The sequence below is a fragment of the Streptomyces sp. 184 genome (assembly GCF_045781775.1).
Lineage (GTDB): Bacteria > Actinomycetota > Actinomycetes > Streptomycetales > Streptomycetaceae > Streptomyces.
Genome location: NZ_CP123230.1, coordinates 6,722,684 through 6,748,311, shown reverse-complemented (window position 1 = coordinate 6,748,311; position 25,628 = coordinate 6,722,684). Strand labels below are relative to the sequence as shown.

23 protein-coding genes and 2 tRNA genes are annotated in these 25,628 nt (G+C 74.8%); 7 read left to right on the top strand and 18 right to left on the bottom strand.

Annotated features, from left to right (window positions below; translation table 11 throughout):
• Positions 1-6 precede the first annotated feature (6 nt).
• Positions 7-1,221 (bottom strand): nucleoside/nucleotide kinase family protein, encoded by a 1,215-nt coding sequence (locus tag QBL21_RS28630; protein WP_407565120.1) that lies wholly within the window; start codon positions 1,219-1,221, stop codon positions 7-9.
• A gap of 113 nt (positions 1,222-1,334) precedes the next feature.
• Here QBL21_RS28630 and QBL21_RS28625 point away from each other — a divergent pair.
• Positions 1,335-1,419: transfer RNA gene (locus QBL21_RS28625), tRNA-Leu, on the top strand.
• A 369-nt stretch (positions 1,420-1,788) separates the two neighbouring features.
• Here QBL21_RS28625 and QBL21_RS28620 read toward each other — a convergent pair.
• The 5 genes from QBL21_RS28620 to ehuB all read right to left on the bottom strand — a co-directional run bounded on the left by QBL21_RS28620 (position 1,789) and on the right by ehuB (position 5,947).
• Complete coding sequence (locus QBL21_RS28620; protein WP_407566598.1) at positions 1,789-2,586, bottom strand: IclR family transcriptional regulator; 798 nt, start codon at positions 2,584-2,586, stop codon at positions 1,789-1,791.
• Between the two features lie 260 nt (positions 2,587-2,846).
• The gene (gene ehuA / locus QBL21_RS28615; RefSeq protein WP_407565119.1) at positions 2,847-3,650 is read right to left on the bottom strand and encodes an ectoine/hydroxyectoine ABC transporter ATP-binding protein EhuA; all 804 of its coding nucleotides are present in this window, start codon (positions 3,648-3,650) and stop codon (positions 2,847-2,849) included.
• Positions 3,637-4,287, bottom strand: coding sequence for an ectoine/hydroxyectoine ABC transporter permease subunit EhuD (ehuD, locus tag QBL21_RS28610; RefSeq protein WP_407565118.1), 651 nt, complete (start codon positions 4,285-4,287; stop codon positions 3,637-3,639). The genes ehuA and ehuD overlap by 14 nt, the downstream gene beginning before the upstream one ends.
• Positions 4,284-5,030, bottom strand: coding sequence for an ectoine/hydroxyectoine ABC transporter permease subunit EhuC (ehuC, locus tag QBL21_RS28605; RefSeq protein ID WP_407566597.1), 747 nt, complete (start codon positions 5,028-5,030; stop codon positions 4,284-4,286). Before ehuC ends, ehuD begins: the two co-directional genes overlap by 4 nt.
• Positions 5,030-5,947 carry an ectoine/hydroxyectoine ABC transporter substrate-binding protein EhuB gene (ehuB, locus tag QBL21_RS28600; protein WP_407565117.1) on the bottom strand — a complete coding sequence of 306 codons (918 nt, stop codon included), beginning with the start codon at positions 5,945-5,947 and terminating at the stop codon, positions 5,030-5,032. The genes ehuC and ehuB overlap by 1 nt, the downstream gene beginning before the upstream one ends.
• Positions 5,948-6,044: 97 nt before the next feature.
• Between ehuB and QBL21_RS28595 the strand changes: the two genes are divergently transcribed.
• Positions 6,045-6,545: a DUF3830 family protein gene (locus QBL21_RS28595; protein WP_407565116.1), complete on the top strand. Its 501-nt coding sequence runs from the start codon at positions 6,045-6,047 to the stop codon at positions 6,543-6,545.
• A 63-nt stretch (positions 6,546-6,608) separates the two neighbouring features.
• On the opposite strand, the gene QBL21_RS28590 is transcribed toward QBL21_RS28595, so the two are convergent.
• Positions 6,609-8,066 carry an amidase gene (locus tag QBL21_RS28590; RefSeq protein ID WP_407565115.1) on the bottom strand — a complete coding sequence of 486 codons (1,458 nt, stop codon included), beginning with the start codon at positions 8,064-8,066 and terminating at the stop codon, positions 6,609-6,611.
• Positions 8,067-8,109: 43 nt separating this feature from the next.
• Positions 8,110-9,051, bottom strand: coding sequence for a D-2-hydroxyacid dehydrogenase (locus tag QBL21_RS28585; protein ID WP_407565114.1), 942 nt, complete (start codon positions 9,049-9,051; stop codon positions 8,110-8,112).
• A 236-nt stretch (positions 9,052-9,287) separates the two neighbouring features.
• Here QBL21_RS28585 and QBL21_RS28580 point away from each other — a divergent pair, with 236 nt between their 5' ends.
• Positions 9,288-10,250, top strand: a complete 963-nt coding sequence (locus tag QBL21_RS28580; protein WP_407565113.1) for an aspartate/glutamate racemase family protein — start codon at positions 9,288-9,290, stop codon at positions 10,248-10,250.
• Positions 10,251-10,329: 79 nt separating this feature from the next.
• A complete protein-coding gene (locus tag QBL21_RS28575; RefSeq protein ID WP_407565112.1) occupies positions 10,330-11,088 on the top strand; it encodes a decarboxylase in 759 nt (252 codons plus the stop codon).
• A gap of 101 nt (positions 11,089-11,189) precedes the next feature.
• On the opposite strand, the gene QBL21_RS28570 is transcribed toward QBL21_RS28575, so the two are convergent.
• The gene (locus QBL21_RS28570; protein ID WP_407566596.1) at positions 11,190-12,959 is read right to left on the bottom strand and encodes a putative bifunctional diguanylate cyclase/phosphodiesterase; all 1,770 of its coding nucleotides are present in this window, start codon (positions 12,957-12,959) and stop codon (positions 11,190-11,192) included.
• 446 nt (positions 12,960-13,405) lie between these two features.
• Here QBL21_RS28570 and QBL21_RS28565 point away from each other — a divergent pair, with 446 nt between their 5' ends.
• The gene (locus QBL21_RS28565; protein ID WP_407565111.1) at positions 13,406-14,773 is read left to right on the top strand and encodes a M6 family metalloprotease domain-containing protein; all 1,368 of its coding nucleotides are present in this window, start codon (positions 13,406-13,408) and stop codon (positions 14,771-14,773) included.
• 99 nt (positions 14,774-14,872) lie between these two features.
• Here the strand turns inward: QBL21_RS28565 and QBL21_RS28560 are convergent.
• From QBL21_RS28560 to QBL21_RS28525, 8 genes are all read right to left on the bottom strand, one after another.
• Positions 14,873-14,946, bottom strand: a tRNA-Lys gene (locus QBL21_RS28560).
• Positions 14,924-15,511, bottom strand: coding sequence for a bifunctional DNA primase/polymerase (locus QBL21_RS28555; RefSeq protein ID WP_407565110.1), 588 nt, complete (start codon positions 15,509-15,511; stop codon positions 14,924-14,926). Before QBL21_RS28555 ends, QBL21_RS28560 begins: the two co-directional genes overlap by 23 nt.
• Positions 15,512-15,623: 112 nt before the next feature.
• On the bottom strand, positions 15,624-16,007 hold the full coding sequence (locus QBL21_RS28550; protein ID WP_407565109.1) for a hypothetical protein: 384 nt from the start codon (positions 16,005-16,007) through the stop codon (positions 15,624-15,626).
• A 109-nt stretch (positions 16,008-16,116) separates the two neighbouring features.
• Positions 16,117-17,619 (bottom strand): AAA domain-containing protein, encoded by a 1,503-nt coding sequence (locus QBL21_RS28545; protein ID WP_407565108.1) that lies wholly within the window; start codon positions 17,617-17,619, stop codon positions 16,117-16,119.
• Positions 17,616-19,166, bottom strand: a complete 1,551-nt coding sequence (locus tag QBL21_RS28540; protein ID WP_407566595.1) for a hypothetical protein — start codon at positions 19,164-19,166, stop codon at positions 17,616-17,618. The genes QBL21_RS28545 and QBL21_RS28540 overlap by 4 nt, the downstream gene beginning before the upstream one ends.
• Before the next feature lie 5 nt (positions 19,167-19,171).
• The gene (locus QBL21_RS28535) at positions 19,172-20,629 is read right to left on the bottom strand and encodes a hypothetical protein (protein ID WP_407565107.1); all 1,458 of its coding nucleotides are present in this window, start codon (positions 20,627-20,629) and stop codon (positions 19,172-19,174) included.
• Positions 20,630-20,808: 179 nt separating this feature from the next.
• A complete protein-coding gene (locus QBL21_RS28530) occupies positions 20,809-21,852 on the bottom strand; it encodes a phosphatase PAP2 family protein (RefSeq protein WP_407565106.1) in 1,044 nt (347 codons plus the stop codon).
• A gap of 169 nt (positions 21,853-22,021) precedes the next feature.
• Positions 22,022-23,320, bottom strand: coding sequence for a tetratricopeptide repeat protein (locus QBL21_RS28525; protein ID WP_407566594.1), 1,299 nt, complete (start codon positions 23,318-23,320; stop codon positions 22,022-22,024).
• Positions 23,321-23,623: 303 nt separating this feature from the next.
• Here QBL21_RS28525 and QBL21_RS28520 point away from each other — a divergent pair, with 303 nt between their 5' ends.
• Both QBL21_RS28520 and QBL21_RS28515 read left to right on the top strand, forming a co-directional pair.
• Complete coding sequence (locus tag QBL21_RS28520; protein ID WP_407565105.1) at positions 23,624-23,998, top strand: hypothetical protein; 375 nt, start codon at positions 23,624-23,626, stop codon at positions 23,996-23,998.
• A gap of 86 nt (positions 23,999-24,084) precedes the next feature.
• Positions 24,085-24,942 (top strand): spermidine synthase, encoded by an 858-nt coding sequence (locus tag QBL21_RS28515; protein ID WP_407565104.1) that lies wholly within the window; start codon positions 24,085-24,087, stop codon positions 24,940-24,942.
• Between the two features lie 44 nt (positions 24,943-24,986).
• Here QBL21_RS28515 and QBL21_RS28510 read toward each other — a convergent pair whose 3' ends face one another.
• On the bottom strand, positions 24,987-25,583 hold the full coding sequence (locus QBL21_RS28510) for a hypothetical protein (RefSeq protein WP_407565103.1): 597 nt from the start codon (positions 25,581-25,583) through the stop codon (positions 24,987-24,989).
• Positions 25,584-25,628: the final 45 nt, after the last annotated feature.

The following is a 25,628-nucleotide window of genomic DNA, read 5'->3' as shown; positions in this document are numbered from 1 at the left end:
CAGCCCTCAGCCGATGCGGTACGTACCGTCCGCGACGGCGTCGCGTACGGCCGCGGCCGTCGTCTCGGGCGGCTGGCCGCCGGTGTCCAGCGCGTGCGCCTCGTACGCCCCGAGGTCGGCGAACTCCCGGTGCATCGCCCGCACCGGCTCCGGGTCGGTCAGCGCCTCGGGGCCGGTGCGGGCGGTGGCGCGGGCCAGGGTCGTCCGCTCGTCGGGGCGCAGGACCACGTAGTGCAGGGGGACGCCGGCGGTGCGGGCGGCGGCGCGGTAGGCGTCGACGAACCAGGGGCCGACGACGCCGTCGAGCACGACGCGGTAGCCGCCGGCGGCGTAGCGGGCGGCGGCGCCGGCGGCGACGGCGACGACGGTCTCGTTCTGGCGCTGGGCGGCGGGCAGGTAGGGGGCGATGACGCCGCGGGCGATGAAGGCCCAGAAGTCGTCGGTGTGGAGGTGGACGCTGGGGTCGGAGTCCTGGGCGAGGAGGCGGGCGACGGTGGTCTTGCCGGCCCCGGGCGGCCCGCTGACGACGACGATGTCCCCGCCGGCCACGTCCGCCGCCCCGTTCTCGGGCCGGCCCTCCCGCTCTTCCCCCGGCCCTCCGGCGACCACCCGCGCGCAGCGCTCCCGCGACGCCTTCACCAGCTCCGCGTTGGGCGCGTCGTTGGCGTCGATCCAGGCGCGGGACGCGGCCGCCGTACGGCCGAAGCCCACGTGCCGCTCCATCAGCCGCGCGTCGCGCACCGCCTCGGGGGCGTCCACGTACCAGACCTCCGCCATCAGCTCCCGCGCCGCCCGCCAGCCAGGCAGGTCGCAGGCGAGGTAGTTGCCCTCGGTGACGACCAGCCGGGTGCCGGGCGCGACGCGGTGCCGGGCGGCGACGGGCTCGTCCAGCGCGCGGTCGAAGTCCGGTACGTACACCTCCGCCTCGGGCTCCTCCGCGAGCCGGCGCAGCAGCGCGGCGTAGCCGGCGGCGTCGAAGCTCGGCTCCGAGCCCTTGCGGTCGCGCAGGCCGAGCCGGTCGAGCTGGGCGTTGGAGAGGTGGAAGCCGTCCAGCGGCACGTACGCGGCGGCGCCGGCGCCGTGCCGCGCGCGCAGCGCGGCGACGAGCGCGCGGGCCAGCGTCGACTTCCCGGCCCCCGGCGCCCCGGCGAGCCCCAGCACGGCACGGCGCCCGCCGCCGAGGAGCGCCCACGCGTCGTCGGCCAGCCGTTCGGTACGCATTGCCGCACCCTACGACGCCGCCGCCCCACCCCGCACACGGGTTCCGCCGCGGCCCCGCGACCCAACCCGCCGTATCCGGACCGCGATCCGGGGGCGGGTAACATTCCGGGCGAGCGGCGGTGGCGCAATGGCTGACGCAGCAGACTTAGGATCTGTGGCCCCTGACCGGGCTTGAGGGTTCGAATCCCTTCCGCCGCACGCGAACCCGCTGCGCGGCCGTGCGGCTGTGACCGAATCCGGCAGCCGAACGAACGCCGCCCGCGACGCGGGTGGACGCACCCGCGCAAAGGCGGCCCCGCGCGCCTCACCGGCGTTCCGCCGCCGCGCGGCCTTGCGCTACGCCCCCCGCCTCGCCGAGCCGTCGAGGGGCACCCGGAGACGGTCGCCCACCGCCTCGTCGTCCCGCCGTCCGCGGCGGCGCGGGTGCCGCACCCCACGCGAAGGCCGTTCCGTCCGCCGTCCGCCTCGGCGCCGCCTCGTGGTCTGCGCTGCGCCCGGTCGACTCGCTGCCCCCCGCGGAGCGGTACGCCCGACTGCCCGCCCAGTCGCAGAGCGGCACCCGGCCCCCTACAGCGACAGCGCCAGCAGCAGGCCCGCCGCCTCGTTGTTCAGCCTGTCCGCCGCCGCGCGCAGGCGGTGGGTCTGGTGGACCGGGAGGGACAGGGCCACGCAGCCGACCTCGCGGCCCGCCGTCAGGGGGACCGCCGCGCAGACCGTGCCCACCGCGTACTCCTGGAGGTCCAGCGTCGGGACCGTCGCCACCTGGCGGTCCAGCGCCGCCAGCACCGCCCGTTCGCTCGTGATCGTCCGCGACGTCAGCCGCGCCGCGCGGTGGCGCGACAGGTGTTCGCGGCGGGCGTCGTGGTCCAGTTGGGTGAGCAGGCACTTGCCTATCGCCGTCGCGTGCGCCGCCGAGCGGAAGTCCACCCACTCGTTCACCCGCGGCGTCCCCGGCGCGTCCGCGACCTGCGTGACGCGGACCTCCCCGTCCTCGTACCGGCCGAGGTAGATCGCCGCCCGCGTCGCCTTCCGCAGCTCGTTCATGCCGCGCTGGAGCTTGTCGTGGACCGCGTCGCCGCGGTCGCCGCCCGCGGTGAGCAGGGCCAGGGCGTCGCCGACGGTGTACGAGCCGTCCTCCAGCCGCTCCAGGTAGCGCTGTCTGCGCAGCATCAGCAGCAGGTGCGCCAGGTGCCCCGGCGGCAGGCCGGTCTCGCGGGCGAGCTGCGCCACCGGCACCCCCTCGCGGTGCCGGGCGGCGGATTCCAGCACGCGGAACGCGTGCCGTACGGAGTGGAAGGGTGCCGCGGGTTCTTCCGTCGGCTCGGGTCGCCGGCCCGGGGGCTGTTCCCCGGGAGGCGGGTGCAGGACCGCCACGTGGTCTCCCTGACAGGTGTTCTCAGGTTTCCCCGAATCAGGCTGCCCCGAAGTCTTCCCGCCGGAACGCGACCCCAGCCGTCATCGCTGCCCGTAGCCGGGCCGTGACCCACCATAGCGGGCCAACTCCCCGCGGGTCCCCGCCCGTTCGCCGCGTAAACGACGCGAAAACGTCCCGCGGGCGCCGTGCGGAACGCCGGCGGGCGCCCTCCGGTGACGGAGGGCGCCCGCCCGATGGCGTCCGTGACGCCTCAGAGGATCGCGTTGAGGAACTGCTGCGTGCGCTCGTTCTCCGGCTCGCTGAAGATCTTCTCCGGCGGCCCGGACTCGATGATCTTTCCGGCGTCGAACATGAGCACGTCGTCGGAGATGTCCCGCGCGAAGTTCATCTCGTGGGTGACGCACAGCATCGTGATGTCCGTCGTCTGCGCGATGTCCCGCAGCAGGTCCAGCACGCCGGCCACCAGCTCCGGGTCCAGCGCCGAGGTGACCTCGTCCAGCAGCAGCACCTGCGGGCGCATCGCCAGCGCGCGGGCGATCGCCACGCGCTGCTGCTGGCCGCCGGAGAGCTGGCTCGGGTACTTGTCGATGTGCTCGGTGAGCCCCACCAGCTCCAGCAGCTCCCGCGCCCGGGTCTCCGCCTCCTCCTTGCCCAGCCCCAGCACGTGCACCGGGGCCTCGGTGATGTTCCGCATCACCTTCATGTTCGGGAAGAGGTTGAACTGCTGGAACACCATGCCGATGTTCTTGCGCACCTCGCGGACGTGGTTCTCGCTCGCGTGCTCCAGCTTGCCGTTGCGCTCCTCGTGGAAGAGGTAGTCGCCGTTGACCTTGATGGTGCCGCTGTCCGGCTCCAGCAGGGTCATCAGCAGCCGGAGGATCGTGGTCTTGCCCGATCCGGAGGGCCCGATGAGCGTCACGTGTTTGCCCGGCGACACGTCGAAGCACAGGTCGTCCAGGACGACGTTGTCGCCGAACCGCTTGGTCACGTTGTCGAAGCGGATCAGCTCGCTGGCAACGGGCGGGTTCTTGGTGGTGGGGTCAACTGTTGACAAGGCGACGCTCCAGGAATCGGATCAGCAGGGAAGCGGGGTACGCGATCACGATGAACGCCACTCCCACGACGGTGATGGCCTCGGTGGTGAAGGTCTCGTTGCTGAACTGCCGGGCCTCGCCGAGCATGTCCAGCGCGCCGATCACGGCGATCATCGGCGAGTCCTTGAGCATCGCGACCACGTAGTTGCCCAGCGCGGGCACCACCCGGCGGATGGCCTGCGGCAGGATCACGGACGTCCACGTCCGGCCGCGCGACAGGCTGAGTGCCTTGGCCGCCTCCCACTGGCCGACCGGCACGCCCTCGATCCCCGCCCGGTACACCTCGGCGGTGTACGTCGAGTAGTGCAGGCCCAGGCCGACGATGCCGGTGGTGAGCGGGGACATGGAGGGGCCCCACTGGGGGACCACGTAGAACAGGAAGAACAACTGCACCAGCAGCGGGGTGTTCCGGATGAACTCGGTGACCGCGGTCACCGGCCAGCGGATCCACCGCTGCGGCTGGCGCTGTGCCATGGCCCAGACCAGGCCGAGGGCGAAGGCGATCAGCGTGCCGAGCGCCAGGGCCTGGAGGGTGACGAGCACCCCGTCCCAGAACCGCGGCATGAACTCGTCGACGACATCCCAGTCGAACGTCATCCCAGACCTCCAGCGCTCTGCGTGCCTGCCTGCATGGACTCACCGCTGGGGGCGAGCTTGCGCGAGAGCAGGCCGTTCTTCTTCTCCGGAGCCCGGCCCACCCCCGCTTTGGCCCGGCGCTCCAGCATCCGCATGAGGCGGGTGAGGATGAACGCGAGGATGAAGTACAGCACCAGCAGCAGCGTGTAGATCGGCGCGCTCTCGTTGTTCGCCAGCCGCAGCAGGTTTCCGGCGAACGTCATGTCGGCGACGGCGATGACCGACACCAGCGAGGTGCCCTTCAGCAGCTCGATCAGCAGGTTGTTGAACGGCGGGATCATCTCCGGCCACGCCTGCGGAAGCTCTATGCGGCGCAGCCGCTGCCAGCGGGTGAAGCTGAGCGCGATGCCCGCCTCCCGCTGCGCCGCGGGCACCGCCGCCAGCGCACCGCGCACGATCTCGGAGCCGTACGCGCCGTAGGTCAGGCCGAGCGCCAGGGTGCCGGACCACAGCGGCACGAACTGCCAGCCGAGCATCAGCGGCACCGCGAACGCCATCCAGAACATGAAGATCAGCGCGGACATGCCGCGGAAGATCTCGAAGTACGTGCCGGCGAGGAAGCGCACGATCCAGAGCCGCGAGGTCCGCAGCGTACCGATGACGAACGCCACGACGGCGGACAGCACGGCGCTGTAGACCAGCACCTGGATCGTGATCCAGATGCCCGGGAGGAACCACTCCCGGAAGAACTCCCAGGTCATCATCAGGGACACAGCTCCTTCACCGTCTTGTCCGTCATCTCCCGTTCGGTGAAGCCGAAGGGCTTGACGATGCGAAGCAGCTCGCCGCTCTCCTTGAGCTTGTGCAGCTCCACGTTGAAGGCGTCCCGCAGGTTCTTCTCCGAGAGCCGGAAGGCGAAGCCGCCGGCACCGAAGGCGGGCTCGCCGTCGACCATCGGCTGGAAGGGCTTCGTCCCCTCGGCCCGCTTGGAGCCCTTGACCGCGTTGTTCACGGTGACGCTGGTGCCGGCGAAGGCGTCCACGCGGCCCTGCTCGACCGCCTCAAGGCCGGCCACCTGGTCCGGCAGGACCAGGACCTCCTTGACGCCGTTGGCCTTGGCGTAGTCGATCTCGGCGTACGCCGTGCCGCTGGCCAGCTTCAGGCCCTTGTCGGCGATGTCCTTGTAGTCCTCGATCCCGTGCGGGTTGCCCTTCTTGACGATGAAGGCGTCCAACATCAGATAGTCGGGGTCCGCGAAGAGCACCTGGGCACATCTGTCCGGGTTGATGTACATTCCCGCGGACACCACGTCGAACAGCGACACCTTCAGTCCCGGGATCAGCGCCCCGAACTCCACCGGCACCGGTTCGATCTTGGGAATCCCCAGTCGCTTGAACACCACCTCGGCGATGGCCGGAGCCTCGCCGACGGCGTCGCCGTCCTCGTTGATATAGCCGAAGGGCACCTCGCCGGCGATGCCGACCTTGACGACGCCACGGTCCCGCAGCGTTTCGAGCAGGTCACCCCCTTCGACGGTGCCGTCCGCCTCGGCTGTCCGGCTGCAACCGGCGGCGCCGCCGATCGCGCCGGCCGCGCCGACGGCGGCGGCTGATGCGAGCAGTGAGCGGCGCCTGAGCCCGCCCGGCCCGCTTCTCGTCACGTTCTCACCACGTAGAACCATGGGCGCGCGGCTACCCGCCCCCGCCGAAGTTATGCGGGTCGGTTCCGGCCGGTGATCCTCCCGTTATCGTGGGATACACCGAACGAGGGAGTGGTGCATGTCTGCACGATTTGTCGAGGTCTCTCTGGCCAAGCGCGGCGTCCGCTGCACAGCGAAGCTGCTCGACGACAGAGCCCCCGTGACCTGTGCCGCGGTGTGGGACGCCCTCCCGCTCGGCGGCGACGTCTACCACGCCAAGTACGCCCGCAACGAGATCTACGCCCTGCTGCCCGCCTTCGCGGACGCCGAGCCGCCGCTGGAGAACCCGACGGTCACCCCCATCCCCGGCGACCTGTGCTACTTCAGCTTCACCGACACCGTGCTGGGCACCGCCAGCTACGGCTACGAGGCGGAGGCCAAGCACCAGGGCCGTACGAGCGTCGTCGACCTCGCGCTCTTCTACGAGCGGAACAACCTGCTCATCAACGGCGACAGCGGCTGGGTCCCCGGCATCGTGTGGGGCTCGGTCGTGGAAGGGCTGGACGAGATGGCCGCCGCATGCCAAGACCTGTGGCGCGCCGGCGCGCTGGGCGAGACCCTCAACTTCCGCCGGCTCTGACGCCCCACCGCCGCGGGGCCGCCGACCGCGGCCCCGCGGCGCGAGGGATCAGCCGGCGGCGGTTCAGCCCGCGGCGGCCAGCGCCGCCGGCGGCCGGACGTCGTCCGCGATCCCCGACTCGTACAGCGCCTGCGCCGTGCGCAGCACCAGCGCGTCCCGGTGCCGCGCCGCGACGAGCTGGAGCCCCACCGGCAGCCCCGCGCCGTCCAGCCCGCAGGGCAGGCTCACGGCCGGCTGCTGGGTGAGGTTGAAGGGGTACGTGAACGGGGTCCAGCCGGTCCACCGGGTGTGGCCGGAATCCTTCGGCACCTCCACGCCCGTCTCGAAAGCCGTGATCGGCACGGTCGGCGTGACCAGCACGTCGTACGTCTGGTGGAAGCGCCCCATCGACTGCCCGAGCGCCATCCGCACGTCCACGGCGGCCAGGTAGTCCAGCGCGCTGTACCGCTCACCCCGCTCCACGATCTCCCGGAGCCCCGGGTCCAGCATGTCGCGCGCCCCGGGCCCGTACGGCTGCACCACCCGCGCGGCGCCGCTGAACCACAGCGTGTGGAAGGCGTCCTGGCACGCGGCCAGCCCCTCGCACAGCCGCGGGTCGGCCTCCTCCACGTACGCGCCGAGGTCCGAGAGGCGCTCCACCGCGCCCCGTACCACCGCGGCCACCTGCCGGTCGACGGCCACCTGCCCGCCGAACGACGCGCTGTACGCCACCCGCAGCCCCCGCACGCCCTCCGCGGCCCCGTCCAGGGCGTCCACGAAGCCGCCCGCGGGCGGGCCGAGCTGCGACCAGTCCCGCGGGTCCGCGCCGCTGACCACGTCCATCAGCAGCGCCGTGTCCCGTACGTCCCGCGTCATCGGCCCGACGTGCGCCAGCGTGCCGAACGGGCTGGCCGGATAGAGCGGCACCCGCCCGTACGTGGCCTTCAGCGCCACGATCCCGCAGAACGACGCCGGGATCCGCACCGAGCCGCCGCCGTCCGTGCCCAGGCTCAGCGGCCCGGCGCCCAGCGCCACCGCCGCGGCGCTGCCGCCGCTGGAGCCGCCGGTGGTGCGCCCCGCGTCGTACGGGTTGGTGGTGACCCCGTTCAGCGGGCTGTCCGTGGTGCCCTTCCAGCCGAACTCCGGCGTCGTGGTCTTGCCGAGGAACACCGCCCCGTGCTCCCGCAGCCGCGCCACCGAGGGCCCGTCCTCGTTCCACTCGCGGTCCGGGTCGACGATCCGGGAGCCGCGCAGCGTGGGGGCGCCGCGCTGGAGGATCATGTCCTTCACGGTCACCGGCACGCCGTCGAGCAGCCCGGCGGGCTCCCCGCGCTGCCAGCGGCGCGCGGACGCCTCGGCGCGGGCGAGCGCCGCGTCCCGTACGGCGTCGTCGAGGGCGGCGAAGGCGTTGGTCAGCTCCTGCGCCCGCTCCGCCCGCGCGAGCGCCGCGCGGGTGGCCTCGACGGGCGACAACTCGCCGGAGCGGTAGCCGCGCAACAGCTCCACCGCCGTGAGATCCGCCGGATCCGTGCTCCCCGCCATGCCGCCTCCTCGGTTCTCCGTCACCTGCTCCGCCGATTCTCCGTCACCGTACGTACCCGAGCTGCTTGTCCACGACGTTGAACAGCGGCCGGCCCGCCTCCCACAGGTCGAACAGCTCCAGGAACTGGTCCGACAGCGCCCCGCGCCAGCCCACCGTGTCGCCGCTCATGTGCGGCGAGACGAACAGGCCGGGGACCTGCCACAGCGGGTCCTCGGGTGCCAGCGGCTCGGTCTCGAAGACGTCCAGCGCCGCCGCCGCGATCTCCTGCTGTTCCAGCGCCGCGACCAGCGCCGTGGTGTCCACCAGCGGGCCGCGGCCGACGTTGATGAACCGGGCCCGGTCCGGCATCGCCGCGAACGCCTCCCTGCCGAACATCCCGCGGGTCTCCGGCGTCAGCGGCGCCGCGCACACCACCCAGTCGGCCTCCACCAGCAGCGCCGGCAGCTCCGCCTGTCCGCGTACCCCCTCGCGCGCGGTCCGGCCCACCAGCTCCGTACGCACCTCCAGGCAGCCGAGGGTGTCCGCGATGGCCCGGCCGATCGGCCCGGCGCCCACCACCACCGCCCGGGTGCCCGCCAGCCGCAGCGTCTCGCGGTGCTGCCAGCGGCGCTGCCGCTGCCGCTCCCAGGTGCCCGGCAGGTCCTTGGCCATCGCCAGCACCAGCCCGGCCACGTACTCCGCGATGGGCCGGTCGAAGACCCCGCGGGCGTTGGTCAGCACCGTGTCGGAGGCGGCGAACTCGGCGGAGAGCACGTGGTCGACGCCGGCGCTCGGGGTGTGCACCCAGCCCGGCCGCGGGCCGGGCCCCGGCCAGGCCCGGCGCACCGCGTGCGAGGTGAAGTCCCACACCAGCACCACGTCGGCGGACGGCAGCAGCTCGGCGAGCCGGTCCTCGTCCGTGCTGATCACTTGGGCCCGGCCCCGGAGTCGGTCCAGGTCGGGCGGCGGATCGTCATCGAGGACGAGCACGCGGATATCGGACATAGGAAGGAAACCGTCCCGCAATGTGGCACTGCTGCAATGGTCCGCAGTACTGGAAGCCGTACTGGATGTAGCCTGAAAGAGAAGGCGGAAAAACGTCGGAGATGCGAGGATTGACCACGCTAGGGGTGTGCCTCTACCTTCGTCAATAACCGCATCTGTCACTGCGTCCCGGTCGCTCACCGGCTGCTCCAGATGATTCACCTTCCCCCAGCCCTCCGTACGAACGGGGCATCCTCATGGACGTCTCTTTTCTGGGCGGACCACAGCCACAGCGTGGTGTGGGTGTCGTAGCCCCTTTTGATTTCGCCCTCGACCGCGAGCTGTGGCGCTGGGTGCCGGACGATGTGTCCCTGCATCTCACGCGCACCCCCTACGTCCCCGTCGAGGTCAGCCTCGACCTCGCCAGACTCGTGAGTGAGCACCAGACCCTCCGCGAGGCGGTGCGTGCGCTCACCGCCGTCTCGCCCGAGGTCATCACCTACGCGTGCGCGTCGGGCAGCTTCGCCGACGGCCGCATGGGCGAACACGCCATGACCGCCGCCATGTCGTCCGCCGCCGCCGTGCCGGCGCTGACGACGTCCGGAGCCATGCTCGCCGCGCTGAACGAGATCGGTGCCCGTCGCACCGCCATCGTCACGCCGTACACGCCCTCCGTCACCGGAGCCCTGGAGGAGTTCCTCGAAGAAGGCGGCATCGAGGTCACGGGACGGGCCAGCCTCGGCCTGACCCGGCACATCTGGCGGGTGCCGTACCGGCAGGTCGTCGAGATGGCCCGGATCGCCGTCGCGCAGGGCTCCCCGGACGCGCTCTTCATCAGTTGCACCAACCTCCCGACGTACGACGTCATCCCCCAGCTCGAAGCGGAGCTGCGGATGCCGGTGCTGTCCGCGAACCAGGTCACGGTCTGGGCCGCGCTCCAGCGCATCGGCAAGGAGGCCGTGGGCCCTTACCAGGCGCTGCTGGATCCGGCGGCGCGGCTGGGCTGGGCCTCGATGGCGCCGCCTGACGCCACGGTGCTCCCGGACGTCACGGTGCTGTCGGCGGAGCCGGAACTCCCGGTGCCGCCGACGGACCTGCCCACCCCGCAGCCGCCGCCCGCGGAGGCGGCGCTGGCCGGCTCGGCGCAGGCGCAGGACTCCGACGCGGTGGACGCGTCGGAGCCGCTGTGGCCGGACGATCCGGGGCAGTGGCCGGCGTAGGCCGGGCGCAGGGCACCGGCATGGGCGTGGGGCGGACCCCGCGCCGGGCAGACGCACGTACACGCAGGACGGAGGCAGTGTGCAGCAGACCGCGAAGGCGACGGCGACCGTCGGTTTCCTCTACCCCGGGTACTCGGCCGAGGACGACTACCCCCGCATCCAGGACATGCTCGGCGGCGAGACGGCGCTGCCGCTCGTGCACACCGACATCGGCGAGGACGCCCACCGCGTGGACGCCCTGCTGGAGATGGGCTCCGCCGCCCGGCTCGCCGCCGGCGTGGCGCAGTTGAAGGCACGCGGTGCCCAGGCGGTCGTCTGGGCGTGCACCAGCGCCAGCTTCGTCTACGGGCCCGAGGGCGCGGCGCGGCAGGTGGCCGAGCTGTCCGAGACCGCGGGGCTGCCCGCGTCCAGCACGTCGTTCGCCTTCGCGCACGCGGTGGCTGATCTCGGCGTGCGCAGGGTGGCGGTGGCGGCGACGTACCCGGAGGACGTGGCGGAGCTGTTCGCCGTGTTCCTGAAGGCGGCCGGCGCCGAGGTCACCTCGACCCGCGGCAGCGGCATCATCACCGCCGCCGAGGTGGGCACCTGGGGCCGGGACGAGGTCCTGCTGCTGGCCCGCGAGGGCGACCACCCGGACGCGGAGGCGGTGCTGCTGCCGGACACGGCGCTGCACACGGCGGCGTACATCGCGGAGGTGGAGGCGGCGCTCGGCAAGCCGGTGCTGACCGCGAACCAGGTGACGGTCTGGGAGGGCCTGCGCCTGCTGGACCGCCGGGCGGCCCAGCCGTCGCTCGGGCGGCTCTTCGCCGCCCAGGGCCCGCAGGACGCGCAGGACTGAGGACGCCGCGCGCCCCGGCACGTACGCACCGGTCCGACGGGCGTACGTGCCGGGGCGTACGGCCGTACGCGACGGCCGGAAGGCGCCGCCCTCCGGCCGTCCTACAGCAGCCGCTCCACCCGCTCCGCCGGCACGGCCCGGGAGTAGAACCAGCCCTGCGCCGTGTCGCACCCGATCCGGCGCAGCCGCTCGGCCTGCTCCCCGCTCTCCACGCACTCCGCGGTGACGCTGATGCCCAGCCGGTGCGCCAGGTCGACCAGCGCCTCGACGATCGTCTCGTCCGCCGGGCTCGGGTGCTCCGCGGAGCTGAAGCCACGGACGAACGACCCGTCGAGCTTCAGCGCGGACACCGGCAGCCGGCTGAGGTAGGCGAGGTTGGAGTAGCCGGTGCCGAAGTCGTCGATGGCGATGCCGACGCCCATCTCGCTCAGCTCCTGGAGCGCCTGGAGCGGCCGGCCCGCCGAGCCCATCACCGCCGACTCCGTCAGCTCCAGTTGCAGCAGCCGCGGCGGCAGGCCCGTCTCCTGGAGGATCTGCGCGACGTCGTCGACCAGGTCGGAGTCCCACACCTGCCGCACGGCGACGTTGACGCTGACGAACACCGGGTCCGCGGGGCGCAGCCGGCGCCAGGCGGCGGCGCGGCGGCACGCGGTGGCGAGCACCCAGCGGCCCAGCGGCACGATCGCGCCGTTCTCCTCGGCCAGTCCGATGAACCGATTCGGCGTCAACGTGCCGAGTTTCGGGTGCTGCCAGCGCACCAGCGCCTCCACGCCGCGCACGCTGCCGTCGCCGAGGTCGATGAGCGGCTGGTAGTCGAGCGTGAACTCGTCGCGCTCGATGGCCGGGCGCAGCGTGGAGGAGAGCGCCTGCCGGGTCATCCGGTGCGCGTTGCGCTCGGGGTCGAAGAGCGTCCAGCGGGCCTTGCCGTCGGCCTTCGCCCAGTACAGCGTGGTGTCGGCGGCCTGCATCAGCGCCGTCGCGGTCTGCCCGCTGGCCGCGCGCTCGACGACGCCGATGCTCGCCGAGACCGCCAGCCGCTGCCCGGCGAGGTCGAACGGCTCCTGGAGCGCGTCGAGCAGCCGCTGCGCCAGCTCCCCGAGCTGCTCCGTGCCCGCGGAGCGGGCCACCAGCACCGCGAACTCGTCCCCGCCGAGCCGCGCGACGGTGATGCCGTGCTTCTCGGCCTTGCCCGCCTCCGCGGTGCAGGCCACCAGCCGCCGGGCGACGGCGGCGAGCAGCCGGTCGCCGACGCGGTGGCCGAGGGTGTCGTTGACGGCCTTGAAGCCGTCGAGGTCGAGGTACGCCAGGCCGACGCGGCCCGGTGCGCCCGGCGCCGGCGCCTCCGCCCGGTCCCGCGCACGCGACCCGCCCTGCCCGGGGTCCCGGCCCGCGCCGCCGTGCTCGGCCGAGGGCTCCTCGGCCTGCCGGGCCTCCTGGAGGGCGCCGGTGAGCCGCTCGAAGAACAGCTCCCGGTTCGGCAGCCGGGTCACCGGGTCGTGCATCTTCAGATGGCGCAGCTTCGCGCGCAGCTCGCGCTGCTCGGTGACGTCCGTCAGCGACAGCAGCGCCCGCCCGCCGGACAGCGGCGTGAGGCTCATCTCGACCGACAGCGAGCGCCCGCCGGAGTCCTTCATCCGCCGCGTACAGCGCAGGGAGGCGCGCCTGCCCTGGAGTACGTCCACGAAGCCGGCCCAGCTCCACGGCTCGTCGCGCAGCCCGGTCAGCTCCGCGGCCGAGGCGCCGGCCAGGCCGCCCTCGCCGGCGCCGACCAGCTCCAGCATCCGGCTGTTCGCGGCCCGCACCAGGCCGTCGCCGCCCACGACGGCCATCGCGAGCTGTGCCCCGTCGAAGGCGGCGCGGAAGTCGTCCACGGGCGCGCCCGCGGCGAGGTGACGTTCCGTGACCGCCTGGAGTGAGGTCCCGGGCCCGCAGCCCGGCCCTTCGAGAGATACGCTCACCGCTCGCTCCCGCCCGTGGGGACCGCTCGGCTCCGCCGCTGCAGAGCCACAGCGCTGGAAATGTGCCCGATCATAGGGCTACCGGCTGTGTCGATCCAGTGACGCCGCTACGGCGCGGAAAGCGCTGAGCCGGATGGGGCCGGGAGTGATCGCACATGGCCGCCTCCTGCCGGGCGAATGACCAGATGTGACTTTGTGTTACCCGCACATGCTCCTGATCTCCCCTCTCGTCCAGCACCGGAGTCACCCGTGTGGGGCACTGGAACAGGACGGGCGGGAACAAACACGAACAAAGTGGGCTGTGTTCCCTACTCTTCCGAGCCGATGAGGTCGATGTGGCCCACCCATCCATACCCCCTGTGGAACAGGACCAGTCGCGCGCGTTGCACCGGGCCGCCGCCGTGGCCACATCGCTGTCCGCCGTCATGGCCACCTCCCTCATCGCCGACCCGGTCGGCGCCCAGCCCGGACACCCCTGCGCGCTGGAGCGCACCGCCGCCCACCACTCCGAGGGGGTCGCCGACTGGGATCCGGCCTACCCCCGGCCGAAGAAGACCCTCGACGCGGTGATGGTGTATCTCTCCTTCCCCGATTCCCGGCCGCTGACCTCCCCGGACGAGTTGACCGGGGACCACTTCCCGGCCACCGCCGAGTTCTTCGAGCGCGCCTCGTACGGCCAGTTCCGGCTGCGGGTCGACGCGCGCGAGCGCTGGATACGCATGCCGTCGGACTCCCTGTCGTACGGCATCGCCCGCGACTGGGACCCGGCGGCGCGCGCCCGGTTCCTGAACGACGCGGTGTCCGCGGCCGATCGGAAAGTGGACTTCGGTGATTACGACGTGGTCTATCTTGTCGCCGACCCGGATGCCCCAGGCGTGGATTCCGACGCCACCAAGGTGGTCAATTTCGAAACCCCGATGCGCGCGGACGGCATCGACCTGCACCGCATCGTCACCGTCTTCGAGCAGCACCCGCCCGACCGCAACGTCCTCGCCCACGAGACCGGCCATGTCTTCGACCTTCCCGACCTCTACCACCGGCCGGTCGACGGCAAGGCCGACTGGGACACCCACGTCGGCGACTGGGACCTCATGGGCAGCCAGTTCGGGCTGGCACCCGACCCCTTCGGCTGGCACAAGTGGAAACTCGGCTGGCTGGGAGACGACCAGGTCGGCTGCGCCGCCGAGCCCGGGTCGGACCGCTTCACACTGCACGCGCTCTCCGCCCCCGCGAGCCCGCGGACGCCCCCGCGCGGGACGACGGAGGCCGGTGCGCGGGACGGGACGCGGGAGCAGGAACACGCGGGAGAGGCAGGAGGCAGGGGAGAGGCGGGAGGCACGGGCGAGGCGGGGGAGAACGGCAAGGGGGCGGCGGTCCTGCGGCGCGACACCCGGCTCGTCGTCGTGCCCACCGGCGCCACCACCGCCATCGCCGTCGAGGCCCGCGGCCGGTACGCCAACGACCGGCATGCCTGCACCGAGGGCGTCCTCGTCTACCGCGTCCACACCGGCACCGACTCCGGCGGCGGCCCCGTCGAGGTCGTGGACGGCCACCCGCGCTCCGCGGCCTGCCACGACACCTCCGTCTACCCGCCGCTCGCCGACGCCCCGCTGGGGGACGGCGACAGCCTGCACCTCAAGCGCGAGGGCGTGCGGGTGGAGGTGACGGGGCGTACGGCGGACGGAGGCTGGGGCGTACGGGTCGAACGGGCCCCGGAGCGCCGGTGACCGCGCCCGCACGCGGGGACGCGGTAGGTCCCCGGGCCGAACGCAGACCGGGCGCTCTCGGAAATCCGAAAGCGCCCGGGTCGACGGTCTTGCGTGCTGTACGCCGCCAGGGACTCGAACCCCGGACCCGCTGATTAAGAGTCAGCTGCTCTAACCAACTGAGCTAGCGGCGCCTGTCGACGTGGACGACCTTAGCACTCGCGCCCCGGAGATCGAAAATCGGTATTCCGGAGCCGCCACCGCGGCCCGTACGCACCCCCACAGCACCTCCTTCGGCCCCGGCAGCCACGGGAACCGCACCTCCGGCGCCACCAGCCAGCGCGCCGCCGCCGCACCCGCCCCGTCCCGCCGCCCGTGGACCGGCGGCAGCGTGACCGCGTCGCCCGGCCCGTGGCAGAGCGCCGGCGGCAGCCGGGGGCGCCACTCCTCCCAGGCCAGCAGGGCGGGCAGCCGGGCGGCGGTGCCGGGAGCGGCGAAGAGCAGCGTACGGTCGCGTACGGCGGCGGCGGGGCCGCTGCCGGCGCCCTGCGTCCACAACTGCTCCAGCACCCGGCGCCCCGGCAGCGCGGGGAAGCTCACCACGTCGAACGCGCCGCCGCAGGGCAGCACGGCCGGGGCAGCGGGGCGCTGCGACCACAGGGCGTACACGCTGCGGGGGAAGGGGCTGGCGGAGGCCAGCCAGTCGGCGCCGGCGGGGGTCACGTCGCTGGGGGAGGTGTCCGATGCGTGACGTTTCATGGAAACCACATCTACGCGCGCTGCCGCACGCCTCCGTACAGATCCCGGGAACCGGGGACAGGGGGGAGGGAAGGCGAGTAGCCTGCGGCGGCCCGCGCGCAGGCGGCGGGTGCTACGTCTCCGCCGGGGACCCCGCGCCGCCGCCGCCCGCGAGCAGGTCGCGGCCGAACTCGACCATCCGGCGCGCGTAGTCCTCGGTCCAGTCCGCCCGCTCCGCGATCGCCGCCGGCGTCAGCCGGTCGAACCGCTTGGGGTCGGCGAGCTGCGCCGCCGCCATCGCCTGGAACTCGATGGCCCGGTCGGTCGCCGCCCGGAAGGCCAGCGTGAGGTCGGTGGCGCGGGCCAGCAGCTCGCGGGGGTCCTCGATCGACTCCAGGCCGAAGAAGTGCTCGGCGTCGGGCTCCGCGAGCGGCGGCTCGAAGAGCAGCGCAGCGGGCCGGCGCGGGGTGCGCGGCCGCTCCGTCCGGCCTGGCCGAGCCGGGTTCGGCTCCGTCATAGGGGTCCTCCACTTGCCTCTGGGCCACCGACCATTCTGCCCCGCCGCGCAACCCCGCCTCCGTGCTGCGCCGCAGGACCGCCCGTACGGGCGCGTGCGGGGCCGGCAGTCACGCCCGTACCCGATGGTCCGCCAGATGCGCCAGCACCGCCTGGTGGGCCTCCCAGCCGTCCGGGAACTTCACCGCCGCGCCGAGCTGCACCGGCTCCGTCGACGGGTGCTCGTCCAGCAGCTCCGGCACGCCCGCCCGGCACACCACGACGCACGCGTGCCGGTGCCGCGAGGCCAGCACGCACAGCCGCCCGGTCTCCAGGTGGAACGCCGTCGCGTCCGGCCGCCCGGACAGCGGGTGCAGCACCACCGTGACGTCGAACTCCATCCCCTGGAGCCGGTTCGCCGTGTCCACCGTCACCGCGCCCGCCGCCTCGGCGGGCAGCGCCCGCGCGAGCGCGCCCCGCACCGCCGCGGCCTGGTCCCGGTGCGCCGTGCCCACCGCGAGCCGGTCCGCGGTCAGCGCGCCCCCGCCCCGCTCCGAGGCCGTCGTGCCGTCCCGCTCCAGCAGCCGCCGCACGACCTGCGCCACCGCCGCCACCGCCGCCGGGTCGGTCCGCGGCGTGTGCGCCGCGGGCAGCTCCAGCAGCCCCCAGCCGCTCGCCGCCGCCTCGTCCAGCACCCGGTCGGCGCCCGAGCCGTCCGACCGACCCGCGAACGTCAGCCGCCGCTCACCCGGGCCCGTACCGCTGCGGAACGGCGTGAACGGGTAGAACGCCCGCGACACCAGCGGCGCCGCCGAGGCCGGCAGCCGCCAGGAGACCGGCAGCCGGTGCTGCGGCAGCCCGGGGTGGTGCGCCAGCAGCGTCGTCACCGCGCTGGCCGCCGGATCCCAGGCCAGCCCCGACCACTGCTCGGCGCCGACCGCGCTGAACGGGTCGAGCTGCCCGGGGTCCCCGACGAACAGCGCGCGCTCGAAGAGCCCGCCGACCGAGAGCAGCGCGTCGGAGCGCATCTGGTACGCCTCGTCCACGATGGCGTGCTCCCAGCGCTCGGCGTCGGCGCCCTGCTTCGCCCGGGACGCGGCGACGTAGGCCCACTTCGCGGCGGTGGAGGCGACGACGTCGAGGCCGGCGAGATCGCCGATGCCCGTGGCGGTACGCACCTGCTCGTGCCGGTCGAGCACGGGGTCGTAGGGCCGGGGGTCGCTGCTGTGCAGCCGGCCCACCGGCAGGTCCGGGTCCTCCCGGGCGAGGCGGTCGACGAGGTCGTCGACCTGCGCGTTGGTCTGGGCGACGAGGACGAGCCGGCGGCCGGCGGCGGCCAGCTCGCGGGCGGCGCGGACGACGAGGGTGGACTTGCCGGCACCGGGCGGGGAGTCGACGAGGACGCCGCGGGAGGGACCGTCGAGGGTGTCGCGGAGGATCGCCTCGGTGGCGAGCCGGGCGGCGGTGGCCGGGTCGGCGGGATCGGCGGGATCGGCGGGGCTGCCGGGCTCGGCGGGGTCGGTGGGGTCGGTGGGCTTCGCGGCGCCCGGCCGTGCGCCGTACGCCGCGGCCCTGCGGGCGTGCGGGTCCGTGGCCGTCCGGGCCTCCGGTTCCGTCGTCGGTTCCGTCGTCACAGGAAGTCCTCCGCCGTCACCCGGTCCGGCTCCTCCGCACCCCGCCCCGCGGGGCTGCCGTGCGTCCACGGGGTGTCCTCCGGCTCCGGCAGCGCCGGCCCGCGGCGGGCCGTGTGCTCGAAGAGCGTCCACACCACCCGGTCGCCCGGCTCCGGCACCGAGCCCTCGGCGGGAGCGCGCGAGCGGCCCATGCCGTCCTGCAACTGCACCGTGACCCGCCCCCCGCCGTGGCCGGCGACCAGCGCGCGCTGCGTACGACCGCCGGGCAGCGCGCGGTAGACCTTGCCGCCGTCCTCCAGGTGGGGTTCGTCGTCCGTGACGACGGTGACCAGCGGCCGGGGCATCGGGCGGCGGCCCTCCGAGTACGCCATCTCCACCGACTCCGTCACGCACACGAACGCCTGCCCCGCGAGCCGCCGTTCCGCCATCGTCAGCGGGTCGTCCAGCGCCTCCTGGGCGTCCAGCTCGGCCAGCGCGCGCTCGCGCTGGGCCAGCTTGCGGGCGGCGGTCACCGCGTCGTCGCGGCGCGGCTGCGGGGGCTCGCCGGCGCGCACCCGGTCGCGGTGGGCGGTGAACGACCACCGGTCGCCGAGCCAGCGGCCCGGCACGTGCGCGCCCTCGGGCAGGGCGCGCAGCAGGTCGTACGCCCGCCAGACCGCGTCCCACGTGGGCCGCAGCCGGCTCTCCACGAGCCGCGCGACGCCCTCCTCCGCCGCCTTGGCCGCGGCGGGGTCGCCGTCGGCGCGGGCGCGGTCGAAGCGGGCCATGGCGGGGGCGAGGAGGCGGTTGTCGAACGCGGGGTCGGTGGCGGGGCCGGCGGGGGGCACGAGCAGTTGGCCGTCCGCGTCCCGGCCGGTCTCCGCGCGCTCCGCGGCGGCGGCGCCTTCGGTGATCCAGGCGAGCAGGGCGCCGAGGTGCTGGTCCTCGACGGTGCTCTGGCCGGTGGCCCAGTGCCGGCCGAGCAGTTCGGTCGCCGACAGCAGCAGCGCGGCGCCGGGCACGCGCGCCCGCTCGCCGTAGTGCGACAGCCACCGGCCGAGGAGCGGCACGCGCGGGGGCGCGGGGTACGGGGTGTCGGGGTCGTCCTCGGCGGTTCTGCGGAAGCGCATGGAGCGGCCGAGGAGGCGTACGTACTCGACGCCGGCGCGGCCGGGCACGAGGAGCTGCGCGGCGTCGGCACAGGGCTCTTCGTCGGCCGCGTCGTCATCGGCGGCTTCGGTGGCTTCGGCGGCTTCGTCGTCCTCTGTGGTGCCCTCGTCGGCGGTGCCGCCGTCGTCCGCGTACGACTCGATGTACGGCAGCACTTCCGCCGCCAGCTCCGCGAGGAACGCGAACCGCAGGTCGCGGTCGCGCGGCTGCGGTACGACCAGCAGGCGCGGGCGGTCGCGGTCGCAGCCGACGAGCGCACCGAGCGGGGCGGCGGCCTCGCCGGCGGCGGTCATCGGGACGAGGACGAGGGGCCGGTCGGACAGATGGCGGTGCCGGACGGTGGCGAGCGCGGTGGCCCGCCCGGCGACCACGGCCTCCGCCCGCGCGAGGGTGACCATGAGGCTCACGTCCCGCCTCCGGCGAGGGGCGGAGCAGGGGCCGGGACGCCGGCGGCAGCGGCGGACAGCGCCTCGGCGCGCAGCTTGGCGGCCCGCCGCAGCGCGGCCACCGCGGGGTCCTCCGGGGGCGGACCGACGCCGTCCGGCTCCGACCCCGCCGGAGGCGGTTCACCCGGGCCCCGGACCGGCGCGGCAGCCGCCGGCCCCGCCCCGTGCCCGCCGCCCGGCATCGCACCGGGCCCGGCCGGGCCCTCCGGGCCGGCCGCAGCCCTCCGTTCGCTCGCCGCCGGCTCCGCCGGCCGTCCGGCGGCGCCACCCGCCTCGGCGGCCCCCCGGGCCGCCTGCGCCGGCTCCGCTCGCCCGGACGCCGCCGCCACGACCTCCGCGACCGTGCGCAGGCCGCCCAGCTCGCTGCGTACGCCCCTGCCCAGGGCCGTCACGTCCCCGCGCTCCCTCGCCCGGGTGCGGCAGTGGAACGCCAGCTCGCAGGCCGCCAGGCACTCCGGCGCGTACGCGGCCTCCACCGCCTCCACCGCCGCGGTGAGGCGCGGCGAGGGCTGGCGGACGTCCAGGGTCAGGTCCGCCGGCAGGGCGGCGGCGATCGCTTCGAGGCGGGTCAGGCGGGCGAGCTGGCGGCGGGTGGCGGCCAGTTGCCTGCGTACGTCCACGGGCTCGGCGACCGGCTGGTTGGAGAAGTCCTTGGGGCACACCAGCAGCACGTTGTGGTGCACCTCGCAGTGCGGCTGGAGGGCCAGCACGTACACCGCCGCCTGCCGGGCCGCGGCCCCCACCTTCGCCGGGTCGGCGGCGCCGTCGAGGATCGGGAAGGACTTGATCTCGACCACCGTGCAGCGCCCGTCCGGCCCGACGACCGCCGCGTCCGGCTCCAGATACACCGGCGCGCCCGCCACCTCCAGGCTGACCATCGGATGCCGCAGCAGCGTCCAGCCGCCCGCCGCCACCGCCTCGGCGAGGGCCAGCCGCGTGCGCTCCACGCGCCCGCGGGGGCCGGGGGCGGCGAGGTCGGGGACGTGGACGCCGGCGGGGTCGGGAGGGGTCTCGCCGGTCCGCTCGGCGAGCAGGCTCAGCAGCTCGGCGCCGTCGTCGGCGGTGATACGGGCCTCGAAGGCGTTGCCGCGGGCGAAGGCGAACTGCGACTGCCCGAACGGCGCCGGACTGCCCAGCGCCTCGGCGAGCGCGCCTTTGTCGATCCCGGCGCCGTCCAGCAGCGTGCGGCGGCGGCACCCGGGGTTGGCCGCGAGCGCGGCGAGCGCCCGCGCGTCCAGGGCGCGCGGCGGCACGTCCGCGCCGCGCAGCGTGTCCAGCCGGCGGCGCAGCGCGGGCCCCGACGTCCCGCCGGCCCCCTCGGACCCCTCGGTCCCATAGTCCGCGGGCCGGTGGGCGCCGGCAGCGGCGGCGGCGCCCGGGCGGGCCAAGTCACCGGTAGCGGTCGTACGTTCCACGCGCCGCAGTCTGGCACGCCCCACCGACAGCGGGGGCGGCGGCGGGGTCGCGGTGCGGCGGCATGTCGGCGCGGCCCGAGGCGCGGGGGACGCCCGGCGCCGGTCGGCCCGGTGTGCCTTGCACCGGGTCGTCAGGTGCGCCTCTGCGAGGTGCGTACGCCCGTCCCGTCAGCGGCGTGTCAGTACGCCAGCCTCCGGCACATCAACTGCGCCGCGCCCTCGCGCTGCTCCACCGGCGTCCGTCTCCCGCCCGGTGCCGGCGGGTCGCCGGGGGCCGGGGTGCCGTCCGTGGCGCGTGGGCTCGGGATGCGTGGCGCGTCCGGAGGGTCGCCGGTCGCGCCGCCGCCCGCGCCGGTGCGGACCTTCTCCGGGGCGCGGTCGTCCGCGGGCACTTCGCCGTCGTCCGGGTCGTCGGGCCGCGGGCCGCCCGCGGCGACCACTCCGCCGCCCGCGGGCGTGCCGCGCCCGCCGACGCGGGAGGCCAGCCGGAACACCTGCCGGCGGATGCCGTCCGCGGCGCGCAGCGACGGGCGCAGCAGCAGCCAGCCGAGGCCCATGACGGCGGCGCCGGCGACCGCGTCGAGGAAGTAGTGGTTGGCGGTGCCCATCACCACGATGGTGGTGACGAGCGGGTACGCGACGCCCAGCAGCCGCACCGGCGTGTACGGGGCGTGCCGCCACAGCACCACCGCGCACCACAGCGCCCAGCCCACGTGCAGGCTCGGCATCGCCGCGTACTGGTTGGTCAGCCCGCCGAGCCCGCGCGGCGCGCTCGCCTCACCGCCCCACCAGCCGTACGAGGAGTACTGCGCCATCGTGTCGACGAACCCGTACGCCGGGTCCAGCAGCCGGGGCGGGCAGGTCGGCATGAGGATGAAGCCGACGAGGGCGACGACGGTGGAGAGCAGCAGCCAGGTGCGGTAGCGCCGGTAGTGCACGCGGTGGCGGAGCCAGACCCAGACCAGGACCACGGGCGTGACGACGTAGTGCAGGGACGCGTAGATGAAGTCGGCGGGGACGCCGAGCACCGCGTGGGCGGTGAACAGTCTGTTGAGCGGGTCCTCGAAGTTGATGTGCAGGGTCTTCTCGATGTCGAGCAGCGCGAGGCCGTTGTCGACCGCCATGGGCACGTCGCCGCGGGCGAGCAACCGGCCCGCGGAGTACGCCATGTACACCACGACGACGAGCAACAGCTCCGTCCACCAACGCTGCCTCAATCGCATGGTCCAGGCACTCCGTCTCCGCTTCCCCGCTGCGGGCCGCCCCACGTGGCCCACGCTCAACCGTACGGTGTACGTCAGCCCACTGCACGATGTATATCCCCTCCACCGAACGGTGGAGGGAGCCAGAAAGACGCCGAATGATCCGGGAAGGTTGCCCGCGGGTCCCGGATCAGGCGGAAATCAGCCCCAGATTCGCCAGGAACTCGTCCACCTCGGGGGTGCCCGACCAGCGCCGCAGCCGTTCCGCGGTGTCGTCGAGCATGGCCCGTACCCGCGCCGAGCGGACCTCCGCCAGCAGGGCGATCGCGCTGCCGCCCGCGGCGGCGGCCTCGTCCGGCCGGCCGGCGGCGGCGAGGTCGGCGGCCAGCTCCGCGGTGAACAGGGCGGTGTTGCGGGTGAAGTGCGGGTCCTGGAGGAGTACGGCGCGGCGGGCGCACTCGGCGGCGCGGGCGTGTTCGCCGAGCGCCGCCCAGCACTGCGCCTCCAGGCCGGCCAGCTCGGCCTCGCCGTAGAACGACATCCACTCCGGGCCCCGGTCGGCCCCGCCCCGGGCGAACAGGTCGCCGGCCGCGGCCAGGGCCTCGCGGGTCGCGGCGCGGTCGCCGAGCAGCGCCCAGCCGCCGGCCTCGCGGGCGGCGAGCAGCGAGCGCAGGCGGTCGGAGCCGAGCGCGGCGGCGGCCCGGCGGCCGGCCTGGGCGGCGCGTACGGCCTCGTGGGCGCGGCCGGTGTCGCGGGCCAGGAAGGCGGTGTTGGAGAAGGCGTGCGCCTCCAGGGCCGGGTCGTCGGCGAGCCGGGCGGTGGCCAGGGCCTCGGCGTAGTGCGAGCGGGCGTCGGCGTAACGGCCGGAGTCGTGCGCCAGCCAGCCTACGGAGATGGCCAGCTCGCCCGCGGCGGCGTGCAGCCTGTCGGCGTCCGCGCCGGGGCGCGGGGCCACCTCGGGGAGCAGGGTGCGGGCGGTGCGCAGGGTGCAGCCGGCGCGGGCGTAGAGGTCGTCGGCGCCGTGCCGGTCGTCGTGCAGCCGGATGCGGCGTACCGCCTCCGCCACGGCGGCCTCGGGGAACTCGGGCGTACGGGCCCGGGCGGGCGGCAGCGGCGTGAAGGGCGGGAGCGGCGGCGGGGGAGCGTCCGCGGGGGGCGGCGGAGGCTTCTCCCCCGGCCCGTCCGGGGGCGTGGGGCGTACGGACGTGCGCGGGGGCGCGACATTGGAGCCGCGCGCCCTTCGGCCCCGTACCGCCTCCCGCGGCTCGAAGCCGAGATCCGCCAGCGAGCGGCCCGGGAAGAGGTGCAGGAACACACGCTCGTAGGCGTAGTTCGGGCACCGGATCTCGCCGGCCTCGACGCGGCCCACGTAGCGCGCGTCACACGAGACCTGCTCGCCGATCTCCCGCGCGGCCCGCCGCACCGCGGCGGCGAACTCGCCCGGCGAGCGGCTGCCGCGCAGCTCGCGGAAGGCGGTGTTGGGGCGCAATCGGTCGGGTGGGGCGGCCACGTCCGCTGTTCCTCCCTGCTGTCGCTCGACAACTACTGCTCTGCTACTGCCGCTCGGCGACTACCGCACCGCAGCGGCGGCTGCCGCGCGGCGGCTCGACCGTACCCACGGTGTGCGCGCCGCCACGGAGAGTTTGCCGACCCGCGGGACCCGCCGCCCCCGATCCGCTATAAACCGCCATCCTTTGCGGCGACATGGCGCCGTGCCGTTGACGCGCCCCGGGCGTTGGATGTGCAGAGGACCGGGGGAACCGCAACGGGGACTGGATGAGGAGGGGTTCCTGTGCCGGACACCGGCTGGGGTACCACTGTCGGTACGAGGGCCGCCGCGGACCCGTGTGACCTGGTCACGGTCCCGGCCAGACACGGCCTTGAAGCGGTCGACATCCTCCGGCTGCGCACGGCGGTCGGGCCCGTGCTGCACGACAACGGGGTCGACACCCTCGGCTTCCTCGTGCCGCCCGGCACGGCGGAGCGCTGGGACCTGCCCGGCAGCGCGTGCACCCCGACGGTGCACCGCGGGACGTCCGCGCCGCCGGTGGCGGGGACGCACTGGCTGGTGCCGCCCGAGGAGGCGGCGCCGGTGACGGACCCGGTGCTGCTGGCGGCGGCGCTGTGCGAGGCGGCCCGGACGATCGAGGCCGCCGACCGCTTCTGAGCCCCCGCCGCCCGCCCCGCACCCCCGCACCCTGCCCCCCCGCACCCCGCGCGGCGGCCCCGGCCGGGGCGGGGGATACTGGGCGCGTGGCCAGGCAGAGGTCGCGCGGCGGGCGCAGCCCCGTCGTGGTGGACGTGGACGGCGGCACCGCCGAACTGCGCCCCGACCCGGACCGCCCGCGGGCCTGGACACTGCTCCTCGACGGCGCCCCGCAGTCCCACGTCGACCTCGACGAGCCGGCGCACCTGGAGTTCGAGTACCAGCGCCGCCTCGGCCACGCCGCCGACCTCGTCGCGCCCGCCGGCCGCCCTCTGCACGTGCTGCACCTCGGCGGCGGCGCGCTGACCCTCCCGCGCTACGTCGCCGCGACCCGCCCCCGCTCCGTCCAGCAGGCCGTCGAGATCGACGGCAGGCTCACCGCGCTGGTGCGCGCCGAACTCCCGCTGCCCGGGCGGGCGCGCATCCGGGTACGCCACGGGGACGCCCGCGCCGTGCTCGCCAGGATGCCGGAGGACTGGGCGGACCTGGTCGTCGGCGACGCCTTCCACGTCGCGCGCACGCCCGCGCACCTGACGAGCACCGAGTTCCTGGACGAGGTGCGCCGGGTGCTGCGCCCCGGCGGCGTCTACGCCGCGAACCTCGCAGACGGGCCGCCGCTCACGTACCTGCGGGCGCAGACCGCCACCGCCGCCGCGGTCTTCCCCGAGCTGTGCGTCGTCGCCACCCCTGCCGTCTGGCGCGGCCGGCGCTTCGGCAACGCGGTGCTCCTGGCCTCCGCCGCCCCGCTGCCGCTCGCCGAGCTGACCCGCCGGGCGGCCACCGACCCGCAGCCCGGGCGCGTCGAACACGGCCCCGCGCTACGGGACTTCGCCGCCGGCGCCCGGCCGGTGACCGACGCCACGGCGGCCGAGTCACCGCCGCCGCCGCCCGGGGTGTTCTCGTAGGACGACTCCTAGGGCACGTGTGAGACGGGGGGAGTGAGCGGTCGTCAGGTCGCGTACTCGGTCGTCTCCACCCGCGGCTCGCTGTCGTGCCACGTGCAGATCACCGACGTCCGCCGGCTCCCCGCGACGAAGTCGACGCGGATCCACGTCGTCTGCTCCCACGTCTGCATCTGCCACCCGGCATCCGGCGTCGCCGACACCAACTCCGCCGAGTCCGCGGCCATCTCGAACGTCACCCGCCCGCCGGCCACCGGATACGTCTGCACGTCCCCCGTCGCGCTCGCCGCCGGCACGTCCTGCCGCGCCGCGTCCGCCGCGCGTTCGTCCGGGCTGTCCGGCCGGTCGGGGCTGTCCGGGCTGTCCGCGGTGGCCGTACGCTCCGGCTCCCGCGAACTCTCCGTCGCCGAGGGGGTCGTCCGCGTCGGCGTCGGGGAGGGCCGCGCGGGCCGGTCCGTGGCCGTGCCGACCGACGGCGGTTCCGTCGCCGTCGCCGACTCCGACGGCGCCCGGCCCGACAGCGGCACCGTGTGCGGCCGGTCGGAGGTGCTGTCCAGCATCAGCCTGACCCCGAACCACGACACGGTCACGGCCGCCAGTGTCGCCAGGGTCCACGCGAGCGCGTGCACGAACCTTCGACGCATCGGTCACATCCTGCCGCACCCGCCCCCTTTGCGCCGCACTCCCGA

What these genes read in the sequence shown, in the direction of transcription:
- QBL21_RS28630 (WP_407565120.1), bottom strand. Translation starts at nt 1,221, where the DNA reads ATGCGTACCGAACGGCTGGCCGACGACGCGTGGGCGCTCCTCGGCGGC.
- ehuD (WP_407565118.1), bottom strand. Translation starts at nt 4,287, where the DNA reads ATGACGTTCGACTGGGATGTCGTCGACGAGTTCATGCCGCGGTTCTGG.
- ehuC (WP_407566597.1), bottom strand. Translation starts at nt 5,030, where the DNA reads ATGATGACCTGGGAGTTCTTCCGGGAGTGGTTCCTCCCGGGCATCTGG.
- ehuB (WP_407565117.1), bottom strand. Translation starts at nt 5,947, where the DNA reads ATGGTTCTACGTGGTGAGAACGTGACGAGAAGCGGGCCGGGCGGGCTC.
- QBL21_RS28595 (WP_407565116.1), top strand. Translation starts at nt 6,045, where the DNA reads ATGTCTGCACGATTTGTCGAGGTCTCTCTGGCCAAGCGCGGCGTCCGC.
- QBL21_RS28590 (WP_407565115.1), bottom strand. Translation starts at nt 8,066, where the DNA reads ATGGCGGGGAGCACGGATCCGGCGGATCTCACGGCGGTGGAGCTGTTG.
- QBL21_RS28585 (WP_407565114.1), bottom strand. Translation starts at nt 9,051, where the DNA reads ATGTCCGATATCCGCGTGCTCGTCCTCGATGACGATCCGCCGCCCGAC.
- QBL21_RS28580 (WP_407565113.1), top strand. Translation starts at nt 9,288, where the DNA reads ATGGACGTCTCTTTTCTGGGCGGACCACAGCCACAGCGTGGTGTGGGT.
- QBL21_RS28555 (WP_407565110.1), bottom strand. Translation starts at nt 15,511, where the DNA reads ATGAAACGTCACGCATCGGACACCTCCCCCAGCGACGTGACCCCCGCC.
- QBL21_RS28550 (WP_407565109.1), bottom strand. Translation starts at nt 16,007, where the DNA reads ATGACGGAGCCGAACCCGGCTCGGCCAGGCCGGACGGAGCGGCCGCGC.
- QBL21_RS28540 (WP_407566595.1), bottom strand. Translation starts at nt 19,166, where the DNA reads ATGGTCACCCTCGCGCGGGCGGAGGCCGTGGTCGCCGGGCGGGCCACC.
- QBL21_RS28530 (WP_407565106.1), bottom strand. Translation starts at nt 21,852, where the DNA reads ATGCGATTGAGGCAGCGTTGGTGGACGGAGCTGTTGCTCGTCGTCGTG.
- QBL21_RS28510 (WP_407565103.1), bottom strand. Translation starts at nt 25,583, where the DNA reads ATGCGTCGAAGGTTCGTGCACGCGCTCGCGTGGACCCTGGCGACACTG.